This window comes from Flavobacteriales bacterium (genome assembly GCA_016712535.1).
Lineage (GTDB): Bacteria > Bacteroidota > Bacteroidia > Flavobacteriales_F > PHOS-HE28 > PHOS-HE28.
This window is the reverse complement of sequence record JADJQW010000002.1, coordinates 2,238,291-2,253,712: the sequence shown is the minus strand read 5'-3', so window position 1 is coordinate 2,253,712 and position 15,422 is coordinate 2,238,291. Positions and strand designations below refer to the sequence as shown.

15 protein-coding genes are annotated in these 15,422 nt (G+C 64.1%); 2 read left to right on the top strand and 13 right to left on the bottom strand.

The genetic code is table 11. The features are described from left to right. Positions 1–19 precede the first annotated feature (19 nt). Positions 20–796, top strand: coding sequence for an MBL fold metallo-hydrolase (locus IPK70_09470; protein ID MBK8227387.1), 777 nt, complete (start codon positions 20–22; stop codon positions 794–796). Positions 797–800: 4 nt separating this feature from the next. On the opposite strand, the gene IPK70_09465 is transcribed toward IPK70_09470, so the two are convergent. The 5 genes from IPK70_09465 to IPK70_09445 all read right to left on the bottom strand — a co-directional run bounded on the left by IPK70_09465 (position 801) and on the right by IPK70_09445 (position 6,409). Further along, entirely contained in the window at positions 801–1,715 is a 915-nt protein-coding gene (locus IPK70_09465) for a LamG domain-containing protein (GenBank protein ID MBK8227386.1), read from the bottom strand. An 83-nt stretch (positions 1,716–1,798) separates the two neighbouring features. After that, a complete protein-coding gene (locus IPK70_09460; protein MBK8227385.1) occupies positions 1,799–2,974 on the bottom strand; it encodes a hypothetical protein in 1,176 nt (391 codons plus the stop codon). A gap of 29 nt (positions 2,975–3,003) precedes the next feature. Beyond that, positions 3,004–4,233 (bottom strand): DegT/DnrJ/EryC1/StrS family aminotransferase, encoded by a 1,230-nt coding sequence (locus IPK70_09455; GenBank protein MBK8227384.1) that lies wholly within the window; start codon positions 4,231–4,233, stop codon positions 3,004–3,006. Beyond that, positions 4,230–5,483: an O-antigen ligase family protein gene (locus tag IPK70_09450; protein MBK8227383.1), complete on the bottom strand. Its 1,254-nt coding sequence runs from the start codon at positions 5,481–5,483 to the stop codon at positions 4,230–4,232. The genes IPK70_09455 and IPK70_09450 overlap by 4 nt, the downstream gene beginning before the upstream one ends. 11 nt (positions 5,484–5,494) lie before the next feature. Beyond that, positions 5,495–6,409, bottom strand: a complete 915-nt coding sequence (locus IPK70_09445; GenBank protein ID MBK8227382.1) for a glycosyltransferase family 2 protein — start codon at positions 6,407–6,409, stop codon at positions 5,495–5,497. Positions 6,410–6,449: 40 nt separating this feature from the next. Here IPK70_09445 and IPK70_09440 point away from each other — a divergent pair, with 40 nt between their 5' ends. After that, the gene (locus IPK70_09440; GenBank protein ID MBK8227381.1) at positions 6,450–7,616 is read left to right on the top strand and encodes a glycosyltransferase family 4 protein; all 1,167 of its coding nucleotides are present in this window, start codon (positions 6,450–6,452) and stop codon (positions 7,614–7,616) included. Here IPK70_09440 and IPK70_09435 read toward each other — a convergent pair. Genes IPK70_09435 through IPK70_09400 form a run of 8 tightly spaced genes read right to left on the bottom strand, consistent with a single transcriptional unit; the run spans position 7,594 to position 15,373 of the window. Next, positions 7,594–8,478, bottom strand: coding sequence for a hypothetical protein (locus tag IPK70_09435; protein ID MBK8227380.1), 885 nt, complete (start codon positions 8,476–8,478; stop codon positions 7,594–7,596). The two genes, IPK70_09440 and IPK70_09435, sit on opposite strands and share 23 nt — an antisense overlap. Continuing rightward, positions 8,475–9,392 (bottom strand): glycosyltransferase family 2 protein, encoded by a 918-nt coding sequence (locus tag IPK70_09430; protein MBK8227379.1) that lies wholly within the window; start codon positions 9,390–9,392, stop codon positions 8,475–8,477. The genes IPK70_09435 and IPK70_09430 overlap by 4 nt, the downstream gene beginning before the upstream one ends. Further along, positions 9,389–10,120 carry a glycosyltransferase gene (locus IPK70_09425; GenBank protein MBK8227378.1) on the bottom strand — a complete coding sequence of 244 codons (732 nt, stop codon included), beginning with the start codon at positions 10,118–10,120 and terminating at the stop codon, positions 9,389–9,391. The genes IPK70_09430 and IPK70_09425 overlap by 4 nt, the downstream gene beginning before the upstream one ends. Continuing rightward, positions 10,117–11,385, bottom strand: a complete 1,269-nt coding sequence (locus tag IPK70_09420; GenBank protein ID MBK8227377.1) for a glycosyltransferase — start codon at positions 11,383–11,385, stop codon at positions 10,117–10,119. Before IPK70_09420 ends, IPK70_09425 begins: the two co-directional genes overlap by 4 nt. Continuing rightward, positions 11,382–12,386, bottom strand: a complete 1,005-nt coding sequence (locus IPK70_09415; protein ID MBK8227376.1) for a polysaccharide deacetylase family protein — start codon at positions 12,384–12,386, stop codon at positions 11,382–11,384. Before IPK70_09415 ends, IPK70_09420 begins: the two co-directional genes overlap by 4 nt. Next, entirely contained in the window at positions 12,370–13,152 is a 783-nt protein-coding gene (locus IPK70_09410) for an FkbM family methyltransferase (protein MBK8227375.1), read from the bottom strand. The genes IPK70_09415 and IPK70_09410 overlap by 17 nt, the downstream gene beginning before the upstream one ends. After that, complete coding sequence (locus tag IPK70_09405) at positions 13,149–14,738, bottom strand: hypothetical protein (protein ID MBK8227374.1); 1,590 nt, start codon at positions 14,736–14,738, stop codon at positions 13,149–13,151. The genes IPK70_09410 and IPK70_09405 overlap by 4 nt, the downstream gene beginning before the upstream one ends. After that, complete coding sequence (locus tag IPK70_09400; protein MBK8227373.1) at positions 14,735–15,373, bottom strand: hypothetical protein; 639 nt, start codon at positions 15,371–15,373, stop codon at positions 14,735–14,737. The genes IPK70_09405 and IPK70_09400 overlap by 4 nt, the downstream gene beginning before the upstream one ends. Between the last annotated feature and the right edge of the window lie 49 nt (positions 15,374–15,422).

Sequence of the window (15,422 nt, the reverse complement as noted above, 5' to 3'; positions counted from 1 at the left end):
CGGGACCGATCTTCGCCGCATGCCTGCGGTCTCGTTGGAATTCTTGGGCACCGGCACCAGCCAAGGCGTGCCGGTGGTCGGCTGCGCGTGCGCCGTTTGCCGGAGCACCGATGCGCGTGACCGTCGGCTCCGCGCGTCGGCCCTGTTGCGCGTCGATGGACGCGCGCTGCTGATCGATGCCGGCCCCGACCTGCGGCAGCAATTGCTGCGCGCTCGGGTGGATCACCTCGATGCCGTGCTGCTCACCCACGAGCACATGGACCACATCGGCGGCATCGACGACCTGCGGGCGCTGAACTACCGCATGAAGCGGCCCATGGACATCCATGCCAGCACACATACGCTCTCAGCGCTCCAGAGCACGTTCGCATACGCCTTCGCTGCTGATCGCTACCCCGGCGTGCCCGAGCTGCACCTGCATCCGATCACAGGTCGCGCGTTCGAGGCAGGCGGCGTGGCGATCGAGAAGATCGAGGTGATGCACTACCGCATGCCGGTGCTCGGCTTCCGCATCGGCGGCCTGGCCTACATCACCGATGCGAAGACCATCGACGCCGAGGAAGTGGAGCGGCTCCGGGGCATCGACACGCTCGTGCTCAACGCGCTGCGCATCGAGGAGCATGTTTCGCACCTCAACCTGAAGGAAGCGCTGGCGATGGTGGAGCGCATCGCTCCGAAGCGCGCCTACTTCACGCACATCAGCCACCTGCTCGGACGGCACGATGACGTCTCTCGCGGCTTGCCCGGGAACGTGGCCCTGGCCTACGATGGGCTGCGCGTGGATGTGGAGGCCTGAACCATCAGGGGAGGACCGTGCGCGCGGTGGTGCGGCCATCCTGGCCCTCGATGCCGATCAGCAGCAAGCCAAGTGCATCGGCCGGCAAGGGCAGCATTGCAGGGCCTTGTGCGCTGGTTTCGTGCAGCAGTCGGCCCAGCTGGTCGTGGATCGTGATCCGGTGCATGCCGGCAGGCACGTTCACCGCGCCATCAGCCACGGCGGGTGAAGGTGCTCTCGTGATCGAGGTGGTCATCTGCTCCATCAAGAGCTCCATGACCTCCGCTGCGCTGAGCGCCTGGTCGTAGATGCGCACGTCGTCGATCCATCCGGAGAAGGGTTGCGCTCCGGTGCTCAGCGCGCCGATGGATGCCGGTGATTGCGGATGAAGGCCGATCAACCCGCTCGCATTGGCGGAGCCCATGAGGCTGCCATTGAGGTAGAGCCGCATCTGCGCGCCATCATAAGTGCCCACGATGTGGTACCACTGCCCGCCGAAAAGCGAGCTCGGCCCCGTGTTGATCGCGTAGCTGTTGCCCGCAGCACGCATCCGGAAGCGCAGTCCGCTGCCGCTCACGAAGGCGACGCCCCAGACCTGATCGCTTGCATTCGGACCTGTTGATTTAGCCATCAGCGTGCGGTCCATCCCGGTGATGAAATCGGCCTTGGCCCAAAGCGAGAGCGAGAAGGCGCCATTGCCGGTGGTGATGTCGCAAGGGCCGAGCAGGATGCGATCATCGACCCCATCGAAGTGCGCGCAGCCCTGATGGTGGCCGCCCGTGGGTGACCAGGTGACACCGCCCACGAGCGTGCCATTGGTGCCGCCCCAGGCGTGCGCCACGTTGCCAGTACTCTCGTCGAGCGGCCAATGGAAGAGGGGGCCTTGGGCCTGTGCGCCCAGTTGCATGGCTAAGGCCCATACGAAGTTCGCATTCCTCATGGCGCGCGGTTTTCGGAAGCAACGGGCCGGGAACGGCGCGGTTGCGATCATTCGATGAGCGCCGCTGCGCGATCGATGCTCCTTTAGTTGAAGGCGCCCGCAGTGCGGCAAGCCGCCAAGTGGGCGAGGGATGCGCGGAGCTTCTCGGGCGTGGCGCGCTTGCCGGCCTTCGCCAAGATCCTCGATGCGAGGCAGCCGTGCTCGATGATCACGGCCAGGTGCGTGCGTGCGTTCTCGCTCAATTCGCCGTAGAGTTCCACGAAGAGGTGCTTGAGCGCTTCCGAGGCTGTGGCGCGTTCCTGCTTCAGCATGCCCAGCATGAAGAGGTAGTCGCGGTTGGTGATCACGGCCCTGGAACCGTCGCGGATCGCGCTCAGCATCACGTTCATCAGGTCCTCGCTGCTCCAGGCGCGTTGCAGGTAGTTGCTGCTCCAGCGCCCAGCCACCAATGCGCGCAGCAGCGCGATTGTGAATTCGAGCACCGCCATGTCGGCAGCCGGGTTCTCTTGCGCATCAATGGCGTGGATGCTCAGGATGCCGGTGTCGAATTGGGCCGTGGCCGCGCGCAGGTTCAACGCTTGCGCGTCCGTTGCTTCCGCTCCGCGCGATGTGGCGATGGCCTGCAGGATGGGACCGAGCACCTCGCGGTCGTAGTCGTTCGCATCGAATACTGCTTCGGGGATGAAGCCGCCGACGCGTGTGGGATGCCGGTCGTACAGATCGAGGCAGGCCCGCAGGCGCGCACTGTGGAAGCCCGAGCCGCGCCCCTCGTGGAGCGGCGTGGCCGCGCTCAGCGCAGGCAGCAGGGGCAGGGCCATGCGCACAGCGGCATGCAATCGTCCGAAGTCCTGCTCGCGCGCGAAGTGCAGATCGAGCCGAAGGCCGGAACGGAAGCAGGCGGGCATGCCATCATCCTGGGTCCACGGCCCGAAGGGCGATGGACCGGGCAGCAGCAGGGCTCCGCGCGCGCCGAGCACAGGGTTGAGCGCGGCCTGCAGCGCATTCAGCTTGCGCACCCAATTGGCCGGGCGTTTGGCCAGCCGCTGGCTGCTGATCGCGATGGCACCTGCACCGGATTGCGCCAAGCCGAGGTCCTGCCGCTCCGGGTGCTGCCGCGATGTTGACGGCAGCGCTGTGGCCGCAAGCGCTCCCGCAGCCTCGATCGGTTGCAGCGTGGCCGCATCGCACACGTTGGCCTCCACCACGAAGCCGAAGGCATCGAATAGGGCGGGCAAGCGCTTGCGTTCGGGATCGGGCATGGCCAAAGGTCGCAATTGGCCCAGAACGGCTACGCCGTCATCACCGCTGCCACCGCACCCTTCACGGCAGCCGCCACTTCATCCACCTGGGCATCGGAGAGGTCGAAGTACACCGGCAGGCTGACCTCGCGGCTGTATTGCGCGTAGGTGCCCGGGAATCGGTCGATGGCGTGCCCTTGCGCCTTGTAGAAGGAGAGCAACGGCAGCGGGATGAAATGCACGTTCACGCTCACCCCGTGCTTGGCGATGGCGGTGATGATGGCGTCGCGCTGCTCTTCCGAGGCCTGGGCGATGCGCAGCATGTACAAGTGATAGCTGCTCTCGCGCTGCTCATCGCGCAGCACGGGCACGATGAAGCGCGGATCGCTGCTGAAAGCGGCGTGGTAACGGGCGCAGATGGACTTGCGGCGGGGGAGCGTCTCCGCATCATAGCGCTCCAGCTCAACCAGTCCGATGGCGGCCTGCAGATCGGTCATGTTGCACTTGTAGCCGGGGAAGGCCACATCGTAGCGCCAGGCGCCGGGCTGCGTCTTGGCCAGGGCATCCTTGCTCTGGCCGTGCAGGCTGAAGGTGTTGAAGAAGGCATAGAGCTCGTCGGCCGCAAAGGGCTCAGGCAGGTTGAAGGCGAGCGCGCCGCCCTCGGCCGTGGTGAGGTTCTTCACGGCGTGGAAGCTGAAGCCGGTGATATCGGCCTGCGTGCCTAAGGACTTGCCGGCGATGCGGGCGCCGAAGGAGTGCGCGGCGTCGCTCAGCACCAGCGCCCGGCCCAGCCGCATCTGCGGATTGGTGCCATCGGTGCGCAGGTTCAGCTTCGGGGTGAAGAGGCCCGTGGCGTCCTCGGCGATCTTCATGATCTCGCCGATGCGCGCGGGCAGTCCGCCGATGTCCACCGGGATGATGCACTTGGTGCGCGGGCTCATGGCGCGCTTCACCGCCTCGGGGTCGATGGTGAAGTCGTCGAGCACATCCACCAGCACGGGCTTGGCGCCCACATGCATCACGATGTTCGCGGTGGCGCAGTAGGTGTAGGCCGGCACGATCACCTCATCGCCGGGGCCGATGCCGAACCAGCGCAGCACCAGCTCACAGGCGTTGGTCCAGCTGTTCAGGGCGATCACGCGCTCCACGCCGCAATAGGCGGCCAAGCGCTTCTCGAATTCCTTGGTGCGCGGCCCGGTGGTGATCCAGCCGCTACGGAGGGCTTCTTCCACCGCCTTCACGGTGCGGTCGTCGATGCGCGGGGGCGAGAATGGGATCATTCGGGCTTGGTTGGATCGGTTCGCCCCGCAAGATGCGCATGCGCGGTGCCCCGAGCGACGAGCAGTCCAAGCATCAGCGCATAGAAGACCACGCCCGCCTGTACTTCCAGCACTGATTCCACCGCCGCATTCAGCAGGAAGAGCAGGGCGAAGAGCGACAGGAGCGCATCCCCGCGGCGAAGGGCGAAGGCCAAAGGCACGAACGCTGTAGCCAAGGTGAGCAGCAGCCCCGGCCAGCCCAGGGCCACGCCGCCTTGCAGGAATTGCGAGTGGCTGTTGAGCTTACGCTCGAGAGCAGGGGTTGCGCCCTTGGCCGCATAGCATTCGGCGAGCGCATGCTTGATGTCGCCGGTGCCAGTGCCCATGGGGTCCTTCGCGATCCGCTCCGTGCTGCAGATCCAGGCCACCAAGCGCATCTCGCTCCCGCCCTCGCTGCTGTAGATGACCGGATCGCCGTCACGCGCCAGTTGAACCGCATCCATGGCCGCTTGCATGCGGGCCATCACCACGCTTCCCCCGCGCATCGCGGCCAGCGCGATCAGGCAAGCGGCTGCGAAAACAGCGATCCTCACAGCCGCGCCATACCGCATGACCACACGCGCGCCCAGCCAAACGGCTACGAATGCCAGTCCGATCACGCCGCTCTTGCTGGCCAACAGCACCACGAAGGCCGAAAGGGCCGCCATGCTCGCGATCCACCACCATCGTTCGATCGGCTTCATCGCTTCACCGCTCACCAGCCGATGGCCCGTATAGGCCACCGACCAGCAGGCGTACCATGCGGCGTAGCTCGGATGCAGGTCGAAGGAGAGCGCGCTCTGGCTGAAGCAACCCTCGCCGCCAAGGGCCTGACAACGCCACGCTTCGATCAAGCTTAAGGTCATCGCCGTCAGGTTGCCGAAGGTGAAAGCGCCCATGGCGCCGTGCATGCCCATTGGTTGCATCACCATGAAAGCCGCAGCAGCGATCGGCAGCAGCACGAGCCCAAGCTTCACTTGCAGGTCGAAGAGGCCGAAATCGAAGTCGTCCGTCCACAGCATGCCGATGAGGTGCAGGGCGTACAGGGCGCCGAGCGGCCAGAGCACGCGCCAGTTGATCGAGGGCCGCTCCCGCCAAGCCGCCACGAGCAGCAGCACGATGGCGATCGCCAATGGAACGGGGAGCCAGGCGCCGCTCATTGGCAATAGCGCGCATACCAGGAGCACGGCCCAGGTAGCGGCGTTGCGGAGGGTGATGGAGGATGATTGCATGCTGAATGACCCTAGATCGAAAGATCGCCGCGGATGAGATAGTTCCAGTAACGGGTCCAAGCATGCCGATAGGCATTGGCACGAGGCTCCTCGCGCAACAGGCTGATCACGCCGAAGGCCATGATGCGCGTGACGATGTGCAAGCCGATGACCACAGCCACGAGCCCCGCGATCACCCTGCCGCGGTGCTTCTTCGCGAGCTTGATGCGGCTCAGCAACTGGTTGGGTATCGCACGATTCGGGTTGCGCTTGGCGCTCTCGCCGCCGACGTGCATGATGTCCGCGCCAGAGATGAACCAGCACGATCCGCCCGCAGCAGTGAAGCGCATGCAGAGGTCGGTATCCTCGCACCAGAACAGCACGGGGTCCAACACGCCGACCCGCGCGATCCAATCCCGGTGGAAGAGCATGGCGGCGCCGGAAACGAAGCCGGGCTCGAAGTCCGTCGCGAACCGACTTGCTGCATAGCCGTGCCCGCCGACCAGACGCTGCAGACCGATGAGTTCCTGGAATGCGCTGCTCAACCCGGGCACCTTCCACGCGGAGGGCTGCAAGCTGCCATCGGTGTTCAGAAGGCGGGGACCGCTGATGCCTGCGCCATGCGCCTGATGTGCCGCGAGCCATGCCGCAAGCGCGCCGGGCCGCAGCTCGGTGTCGGGATTCAACAGGATGATCCATTCGCCGCTCGCCAGCGCGATGCCCAGGTTGTTCGCTGGTGAGAAGCCGAGGTTCTCCGGCTGCTCCATCAAGTTCACCTCCGGGAACTCTGCTTGCACCATGGCGCCGCTGCCATCGGTGCTTGCGTTGTCCACCACGATCACGGAGCACGGTATGCCCGCATGGGCCCTGATGGATCCCAGGCAGGCGCGCAGCACCGAGCGGGTGTTGCAGCTGACGATGATGATGCTGACCAGTGGCCGTTGCATGGGCGGCGCAAGGTACCCGGCGCTCTTTGCTTCGCGAGCGTTGACCACCTTCGCCGCCGTGCACAACGCTCCGCGCATCGCCTTCCTCACAACCACCGACCCTCATGATCGGCGGAGCTGGTCGGGCATCCACGCCGTGATGCTCGATGAGCTGCAGCGCCGCTTCGAGGACGTGTTGACCGTTGGGCCTTTTGATGGCGGTGCGGCGCTGCTGGGCGGGCGCCTGTTGAACCGAGCCCTGCTCGCAGCAACCGGAAAGCGCTTTGACTATGCCCATGGCGATCGGCTCGTGCGCCATTATGCTCCGATGGTGAAGGAGCGTCTCCGCCGTGCCCATGCGGACCTGGTGATCGCGCCAGCGGCCACGGCCTTGCTCGCTGGACCCGACCTGGGCATGCCATTCATTTTCCTTTCGGATACCACGCTGGCGAACATGCTCGACTATTACGAGCCGTACTCAGCGCTCTCGAGCTGGTCAAAGCGGCAGAGCCTGCGCAATGAGAGCGCGGCCATCCAGCGCTCCGCCTTCGCCGTGTTCCCTTCAGATTGGGCGGCATCCTCTGCGGTGCGCGACCATGGCGCGCGGCCAGAGCAGGTCGCAGTAGTGCCATTCGGGGCGAACTTCAAGACGGTCCCAAGCGTGGCAATAGCTCACGGGGAAAGGCCCTCGGGCGAATTGCGGCTGCTTTTCCTCGGTGTCGATTGGGAACGAAAGGGCGGTCCGTTGGTGCTGGAGACCGTTTTGCAGCTCCGGTCCGCAGGGGTGCCCGTTCGCCTCACCATCGCCGGTGTCGTCCCGCCCATCGAAGCATCGGAGCACATCGACGTGATCCCCTTCATCGACAAGAACACACCGGATGGCGAGCGGAGGATCCAGGCGCTGATGCTGAGCCACCATTTCCTGTTCGTGCCCTCGCGCGCGGAGTGCTACGGCATCGTGTTCTGCGAGGCGGCTGCGTGCGGATTGCCTTCCATCGCGCGGCGCACCGGAGGAATCGCCGGCGCTTTGGTCGATGGCGTGAATGGTCGCTTGCTGCCTTCGGATGCTCCGGCGGCGGACTACGCGGAAGTGATACGCTCCCTGTGGGCCGACCAAAGCGCATACAGCGACCTGCAACGATCCGCCCGCCGACTCTTCGAGACCACCCACAACTGGAAGCACTGGGGCGATCGCATGGAAGAGCTCATCGCTTCGGCGCTTCGCTGAACAGGTGCGAATAGCGCTGGGTATCGCTCATGATCGCGGCCGGCCAGTTCGCATCCATGGCCACGAAGCGGTAGCGGAAGCCGCGCCCGAAGATGTCATCGCCCTGCTCGATCGCGCGACGGATGCGCTCTGGGTCCTTGTACTCGGGCTTGTTGTACTCGGCATGGGCGAATGCCTCGAGCTTGCTCACGATGCGGTCCACGCCTCCCAGGTAGCTGAAGTGCCAGCCGCCTTCGTCGAGGTAGGTGACCGCTATGCCTTCACGGAAAAGCCGCCAGCGGAGCTTCACGGAATAGTAGAGCGCGCGGACCATCGGCGGCGCGAAGGTGTTCTGGAGCAGCATGGCCAGCTCCCGGTAGTGCTGCGGCTTTCGCTGGAGCATAGCTCCATCGATCATCACGGTGCCGTTCCACCGGTAGTCATCGCCGCCCTGCTGCGTGGCGTTCACGCAGTTCAGGTAGTAGTAGTACATGCGCTGCCGGAAGATCCGCAGCCCGCGCTTCGAAGCCGCTGCGCGCACCTTTTCCGGGCGCGGGATCTCGTCCACATCGCTGATCATCACTTGATCCGTCGGCGATATGTCCTTGAGCCCATCGAGGATGCAGTTGCGCTGGTGCTTCTCGTACACCCAGCCATCGCCATCGGGGCGCGGCGGGTAATGCTCAACCACCACATGATGGATCTTGTGCAGCCATTCCGAATAACGGGCCTTGTTCTCCGCGAAGTGCAACGGCTTCGGTTTCCCTTGGTGCGTCAGCGTCGCCTCCACGAGCACGAAGCGGTCCACCACGGGGTCGAGTTCGCGGAGCCGGATCTCCAATAGGTCCAGCTCATTGAAGAAGGTGAAGCAGTCGTGGATCATCGGCGGAAAGGTCGCGCGACCAACCAAAATGGGCATAGCGCCAAGGTGATGGGCACAAGTTGCAGAAGGAAGGCGTTGCGCCGGAGCGGGAGCAGGATCGCCGGTTCACGCTTGATCAACCGCAGCTCGAGGAGGAAATCCGCGTAGCGGACCAGGACCTCCATGCGCAAGATGAAGCTGAGGCAGCCATGGGCCCAGAGGTCCTGCAGCACGGGCAGATACCAGCGCCGCATCCCCGGTCCATCCTTGCTCAATCCGCGCGGGTTCACGCGAACGGCAGAATGGCATGCCGCATCGTCGAGGAACGCGAAGCGATGGCCCATGCCAGCAAGCATGAGCCACAAGTGCCAGTCCTCGACTGCGCGGAACTGCTCCCGGAATCCGCCCACGGATCGGACTGCGGTGGCGCGGACGAGCGCCGTGTTCAGTCGGATCACATTGCCTTTCAAGAGGCGATGGACGACCGCATAGCCTGATCCATGCAGCTTCTCATCGGCCCTGTACTCACCCGGCTTCGTGAAATCCGGAGCAGCGGTGAAATGCGTGAAGTTCGAGCACACGATCGCTGCATCGGCATCCATATCCAGGAGCGCTGCCTGCCGGGCGAGCTTCTCCGGCGCGATGGCGTCGTCGGCATCGAGGAACTGCACATAACGGCCCTGTGCTGCGGCGATGCCCCGGTTGCGCGCTGCCGAGACGCCGACGTTCGCATCCAACCGGATGCTCCGGAATCGCCGGTCCTTCGCGACCGCCTCAGCAACGATGCGCGGCGTCTCATCGCCGCTGGCGTCATCGACGATGATGCACTCCCAATCCTGAAGGGTCTGCGCGGATACGGAGGCCAATGCCGTTGGCAGGTGCTCGCCGTAATCGCGCGCTGCGATGATGATAGAGACTTCGGGCGTGCTGCTCATCGGCCGATCATGCGATTGAAGGCCGCCCAGCCGTGGTAGGCCAAGTACCAGAAGCGCGGGGCGAACCGCCGCTGGATGTCCTTGCGCTCCCATGCGAAGCGCTCCACCTGATCATTTCGCGAGCTGAGGCCTCGGGTATCGAAGACGCCAACGACGAAGGGCAGCTTCACCAGACGCAAACCGCCCTGCCAGAAGGCCCGCGCGAAGAGCGCGTAGTCCGCAGCGATGCGATACTGGGTATCGTACCCTCCCATGCGCTCGAGCAGCGACCTGCGGATGAACTGCGATTGGTGCGCCACCACTTGCTTCATGAGCCAAGGGCTGCGGATGGGGAAAGGATGATGCTTGGTCGCGTACGGCCCTCGATCATCGCTCAAATGAGCGTCGCCGTAGGCGATGTCCACGGCAGCATTCAACGAAGGCAATGCACGCTCGAGCGCATCCGGTGCCGCGAGGGTGTCGCCGCTGTTCAGGAAGAGCACGAACTCCGCTGTGGCGGCCCGCCAACCCTTGTTCTGGGCATCGTACACGCCACCGTCCGGTTCGCTCACCCACGTGGTGAAACGCGCGGCTTGCTCGCGTATCAGCTCAAGGCTGCCATCGCTGCTGGCCCCATCAACCACATGATGCGCGAAGCCTTGCCAGCCCTGCTCGCTCAGACTGGCCAGCGTTCGCTCCAGCCCAGAGCGATCATTGCGGCACACGGTGACGACGGCGAGCTTGCTCATGAGCGCAGGTCGCTGTAAAGCTGTGCATAGCGGCCGGCTATCCGTGTCCGGTCGTAGCGCGCCGCTGCACTCCCCGCAATGGATGAGCGGTCCCACGGATGAAGGAGCGCTTCCCGCATAGCGTCTCGCAGGCCAACTGCATGGCCGGCCTCTACGAGCAGGCCGTTGCCGGCATGGACCTGCTCCGGAATGCCGCCCACGTTGAAGGCGACGACCGGTGTACCGCAAAGCAGCGATTCACTGATCGTGTTCGGCAGGTTCTCTGCCAGCGAGGGCAGCACGAACAGGTCAGCGGCCGCATAGTGCATCGCGATTCGCGATGCATCATTCAGCAGTCCGGTGCTGGTGGTCCTGGGTCGATCCAGCAGGTCCTGCATCGGATGGCCCATGCTCACGAGATGCGCATCGATCCCCAGTTCATCGAGCGCCTTCAGCAGGAGCGGCATTCCCTTCCGCGGGTTTGCGGCATCGAAAGCGCTGAAGAGGATGATGCGTGCTTCCATCGGCAGGCCGAGCGCCGCGCGGGCCTGCGCGCGCGGCATCGGATTAAGTGTCCTCAGGTCGAAACCGTTCGGGATCACCGTGCACTCACGGCCGGCCAGGATGGAACTTCGCCGTGCGCGTGCGGCCAGCCACTCCGATGGCGCCACCAAGGCCTTCCGATCCTTGGGGAAGCCCTTCAGGGCAACTTGTTTCACGCGCCAGTAACCATGCGCCTTGCTCTTATCCGCGAGTTGAGGGCAATCCCGGCATTCGCGTGTGAATCCGTGGCACGCATCAGCATGGTGGCAGCCGCCGGTGAACGGGTTCATATCGTGCATCGTCCACACGATCGGGGAGCTGCATCGCGCGAAGAAGCGGTCGAACCCGATCATGCCGCGGCTCACCCAATGCAAGTGGACGATATCCGCTCGCTGCACCAGTGGATGGCGGCCGGCATCGAAGAAGGAATAAGGCAATGAGAATATCTCAAGCCCTGATGGACGGCCTTGCAGGTTCGCATTCCCCGGGCCGACGCTCCGGTCATCAACAAGGCCAGCCTTCTCCATCGCGCGCCGCGCATGGTATCGTGCACGAGCCAGAAGGGGAGAACCAGCAAGCTCGAAAGGGGCGATGGCATGATGCCGTTGAACATCATTGCGCGTGCGGCCCAATGTGAGCAGATCGCTCTCAATGCCTTGAGCGAGCAAGGCCTCATGCAGGTTGATCGCTGCGACGGCCGCTCCACCGAAATCGTTGGTGCAGAGGTGGACGATGCGCATCATCGCATGAAAGGTCGCAGGCGGCGCGCGAATTCCGCGGCTTCCCAGTCGCGCGCGATCACACGGGGGAAGGCGAATCGAGGGGAGCGCTTATGGACGATGCCCGTCATATTGGCGGCTGCATGAAGGAATCCGGCCTGCTCACAGATGCGCATGGAGACGGCATTGAACTCTGCACCGGTTCCGAACGGGTATGCGAAGCGCTCGATGCGGCGATCGAGGAGCTTCTCGAGCGCGAGTTTCGATCCGATGATCTCTGACCGCTGGCCATCCTCGTCCCGGCTCGATAAGGCGCAGTGCCCGACGGTGTGCGCGCCGATTGCGACTGAAGGGGATGACGCGAAGGCGCGCAGCTCATCCCGGGTCATGGGCAGATGCGTCGAACGCGGCTCTGGCGAATTCAGTCGAAGGCGCGCTTCGCTCAGGATGGCATCGCGTGCCTCGCTCGACAGGATGCGAAGTGTGGCGATCAGGAAACCATACCGCTCGCGCATGTCCGAAGCATTCGGCGGGTGGTCGTATCTCCAGTTCAACTCACCTTCGAGCCCATCGAATTCAAGGGTCTTCGGCAGGTTCGGATTCACCATCAGAAGCCGTTCCAGCTCGTCCCACCAGTATTCCCGTCCAGCACCGATGTAGCCGGAAGCAATGTAGAAAAGGCCTTGCAAGGCGTGCCGCTCCAGGATCGGCCTTGCGAGCTGGTGATTGTCGGCGTAGCCATCGTCGAAGGTGATGAGCGCGCTGTTGCGGGGGAATCGCTTTCCACTCAGGAGGATCGCATCGAACTCATCGGCCGTGAGCACCTGGCAATTCGCCTTGAGCCAGGCGAGTTGAGCATCGAATCGCGCTGGAGCGACTGCCAACTGCTGCGGGTCGGTAGCCAGATCAATGACGCGATGGTAGAGCAGGACGATGCAATTGCAGCCGAGCAGCGCGTCGCCCCGTTGGCGCAAGCGGTGCGCCATAGGGCGCAAGGCGCGCTTCAGATCAGCAGCGGAAGGCATGGATGTCGAGCTGAAGGTCCATGGGTGCGGCCGGCGGGACCAGGAATGGCTGCATTGGCGCGGCGCCGATGCCGCGCAGGTGGTATCGGAATCCGTTCGCAGACAGGACAGCCAGCAATTCATGCAAGCGCTGCGGCCTGGCCGCGTGCGAATGGTACTCCACGAATACCCTGTCCACGCGCTGCAGCACGTCCCCGCAATCGAGCAGCACATCGGTCTCTGCGCCCTCGATGTCGATCTTCAGCAAATCGATGCGCTCATGCGCGAGGAGCTCCTCACGCAGCCTCACTGATGGCACTTCTGTCGCCGCTGGGCCTTCGCTTACCGACCCTCCGTCTGCTCCGTCACCGTTGAAGGACACCCCATCACTGTGGACCCACACCGCCGCTCGCCGTGCCTCAACGCCCTGTGCTCCGTTTACTTTGAGGTTGCGCTCCAAGCACGCGAACACCTTCGGGTCCGGCTCATAGGCGATGATCCGCGCGCGGGGATGCCGCTGCTGCTGATACAGCGCAGTTATGCCCACGTTGGCACCGCAATCGACGATCAGCGGTGCCCGATCATGCGGCTCGAAGCGAATGCGCTCTTCACCGAAGGTCTCCGCGATCTGCCACGCGACGGATAGGAAATCGGTGCATGCGATCGCGAGGCTGCGGTAAGTGAAGGTGTGCGGGGTGTGGCGCGCAAAGGCGGAGGCCTCATTGATGAGCCGCGCCTCATCCGAGGGCGATCCGTGCACGATGCGGGATAGGACGCTGCGTATCATGCCTTTGTCGCGCTGATGCCGATCACGACCGGATAATCCGGATCAGGCGCATCGAGCAGCCGTGCGTCGCACTCTTCGGCAGCGAACCCTTTGAGCAGGCAGGTTGCTGCATAGCTGTTGCCGAATGCGCGCACGGTGATTCGCTCCGATCCGAATGCCTCTGCGAAGAGCCGTTCGATCCCTTGCGGGGTGAAGCGCCAGAAATCTCCCCATCGGTCCGCATCGTGCCGAGAGATCTGGCAGAGCCCGGCCACGGTGACGAGCGCGGTACCGCCCGGCCGCAATGATCGATGCAGCCCTTCGATCGCGGCACGCACGTCGAAGATGAAATTGAGGGTCTGTGTGCAGATGAAGGCGTCAACTGCACCATGCGGCAGGCTCTCGTGCCGCGTGAGGTCGCCGATGCGCTGGCCCGCCATTGCGTCGCCTTGGAAGTGCAGCACCTCGCTCTGCGCAACGCCCGATCCGAATCGCCGGGTGTACCGGTCCTCGCCGATCTCCATGACATGACCGGTGATGCATTCCTTCTTCGAAGACAGGAATCCTTCAATGTAATAACGGTCGATCGGTTGCCCTCTGTCGAATCCGAATGCGCGCGACACGGGCTCGAAGGCGAGCTGCTCAGGCGATGCGCCACTGCTGTTGCGGCGCGCCCACCATTGCCTGAGCTCAGGTGGCAGCTTACGCCAGATGCGGGTCTTCAGCGAGGCGTTCCGACCGATGAAGTGGGCTTGGGCATATTGGGTCCAGAGCGCGAGCGCTTCCTGGCTCTCCACCGCATCGATCCGCTCAACGGGAACGGGCGCCGCAGCGATGGGCAATTCGGCATTGTGGTCATTGCCGGTCTCATGCGTGCCGCCATGGCCGATGCCCTTGTTGCGCAGCAGCGAAACACGGGGGTAGTAACAGAGCCCTCCTGCGGCGATGCAGCTCGCCGTCCAACGGATGGCCCAGCTATCGATGTGCCCTTCAACTTGCGCGCGCAGCATCTCCGAATAGATCTCCACGCGGCCATCGCCATCGAATGCCTTCAGCTTCCCTGTTCGCTCAAGATGATCAAGCAAGGCCTTGCCATCGGGCTCGAAACGGTCCCAGGCTCGCTTCCAAGTGGCCCAGGCCTGGCTGTCGGGATAGCGCAGGAAGAAATTGCGCTGGATCCTCTCCTCCGGGGCGAAGTAGTTCCACGCTCCAATGCCGAAGACCCGCCCATCATCAGCGTAAGCATCGAGGGCCTCGTTCATGAAGCGCAGGAAGTGCGGGGACAGGACCACATCATCCTCGACGATGATGGCACGGCCGTGCACGGCAATGATCCGCGTCACGCCATCGATCACTGACCGCGCGAGGCCCTTGTTCGTCGGCGCCTCGATCACCGTGACGCTTCGGAATCCTTGGGCCCCATGGGCAACGGCGCGCACTTCATCAATGGCGCTCACGCCCGCCGGGGGAGCCCCCGGTTTCGGACCGTCGCAGAAGATGTGCAGATCGCTCGCGGCGGCAATGTCATTCGCCGCCAAGGTGCGCAGGGCTTCGCGGAGCAGCACCGGCCTATTGTAGGCGAAGACAATGACCGGTGCCGTGCTCATGCGTGCTTTCGGTAGATGCGGGTCTCGGAGAAATCGGGTCCGTAAGGCACCGGGCCGATGCCCTGAAGGACTGGAGTGAGCGACCCAAGCGCATGTCCGTTACGTGCCGTGTAATGTGCTCGTTCGGCATTGTCCAGGATCAGCAGGCCGCCAGGTTTCAGCTTGGGCACGCTCACAGCGAGGCAGGAAGTGCGCGCCCTTCCATCGATCAGGATGATATCGAAGTGGGCATCCGGGTAGGCAAGGATGGCTTCAACGTACTTGCGGAATTGCCTGCCTTCCGAGGGCTCATCAGAGCTGGCGAAATGCGACGGGTCCGAAGGGTCGAGCGATGCTCCATTGCCGGGTTCCGCAGGATGGTGCATTCCTGTCCACTTCGCCTTAGCGCCTTTCACCATTTCCTGTTGCAGTGCTGCGAACCACGCTGGATCATGCTCAACGGTGACCACCTCGGCTGCACGATCGCACCAGAAGAGCGTGCTGCCGCCTCCGCCGTATTCGAACACGCGATCCGTGGGCTTCACCAAGTGCTTCAGCAGGTCGATCGCGGCGAAGCTGATCCATGGCTGCCGGTCGCGCAAACTGCTGGCGCCGGGCAGTCGGCTCTTGCGCCAGCGTGGGAAGTAGCGGAGCATGGCCCAGCTCGTATGAGGCTTGCCGTACCGGATTCGGCGTGCGAAATGG

What these genes read in the sequence shown, in the direction of transcription:
- IPK70_09470 (MBK8227387.1), top strand. Translation starts at nt 20, where the DNA reads ATGCCTGCGGTCTCGTTGGAATTCTTGGGCACCGGCACCAGCCAAGGC.
- IPK70_09465 (MBK8227386.1), bottom strand. Translation starts at nt 1,715, where the DNA reads ATGAGGAATGCGAACTTCGTATGGGCCTTAGCCATGCAACTGGGCGCA.
- IPK70_09460 (MBK8227385.1), bottom strand. Translation starts at nt 2,974, where the DNA reads ATGCCCGATCCCGAACGCAAGCGCTTGCCCGCCCTATTCGATGCCTTC.
- IPK70_09455 (MBK8227384.1), bottom strand. Translation starts at nt 4,233, where the DNA reads ATGATCCCATTCTCGCCCCCGCGCATCGACGACCGCACCGTGAAGGCG.
- IPK70_09450 (MBK8227383.1), bottom strand. Translation starts at nt 5,483, where the DNA reads ATGCAATCATCCTCCATCACCCTCCGCAACGCCGCTACCTGGGCCGTG.
- IPK70_09445 (MBK8227382.1), bottom strand. Translation starts at nt 6,409, where the DNA reads ATGCAACGGCCACTGGTCAGCATCATCATCGTCAGCTGCAACACCCGC.
- IPK70_09435 (MBK8227380.1), bottom strand. Translation starts at nt 8,478, where the DNA reads ATGATCCACGACTGCTTCACCTTCTTCAATGAGCTGGACCTATTGGAG.
- IPK70_09430 (MBK8227379.1), bottom strand. Translation starts at nt 9,392, where the DNA reads ATGAGCAGCACGCCCGAAGTCTCTATCATCATCGCAGCGCGCGATTAC.
- IPK70_09425 (MBK8227378.1), bottom strand. Translation starts at nt 10,120, where the DNA reads ATGAGCAAGCTCGCCGTCGTCACCGTGTGCCGCAATGATCGCTCTGGG.
- IPK70_09420 (MBK8227377.1), bottom strand. Translation starts at nt 11,385, where the DNA reads ATGATGCGCATCGTCCACCTCTGCACCAACGATTTCGGTGGAGCGGCC.
- IPK70_09415 (MBK8227376.1), bottom strand. Translation starts at nt 12,386, where the DNA reads ATGCCTTCCGCTGCTGATCTGAAGCGCGCCTTGCGCCCTATGGCGCAC.
- IPK70_09410 (MBK8227375.1), bottom strand. Translation starts at nt 13,152, where the DNA reads ATGATACGCAGCGTCCTATCCCGCATCGTGCACGGATCGCCCTCGGAT.
- IPK70_09405 (MBK8227374.1), bottom strand. Translation starts at nt 14,738, where the DNA reads ATGAGCACGGCACCGGTCATTGTCTTCGCCTACAATAGGCCGGTGCTG.
- IPK70_09400 (MBK8227373.1), bottom strand. Translation starts at nt 15,373, where the DNA reads ATGCTCCGCTACTTCCCACGCTGGCGCAAGAGCCGACTGCCCGGCGCC.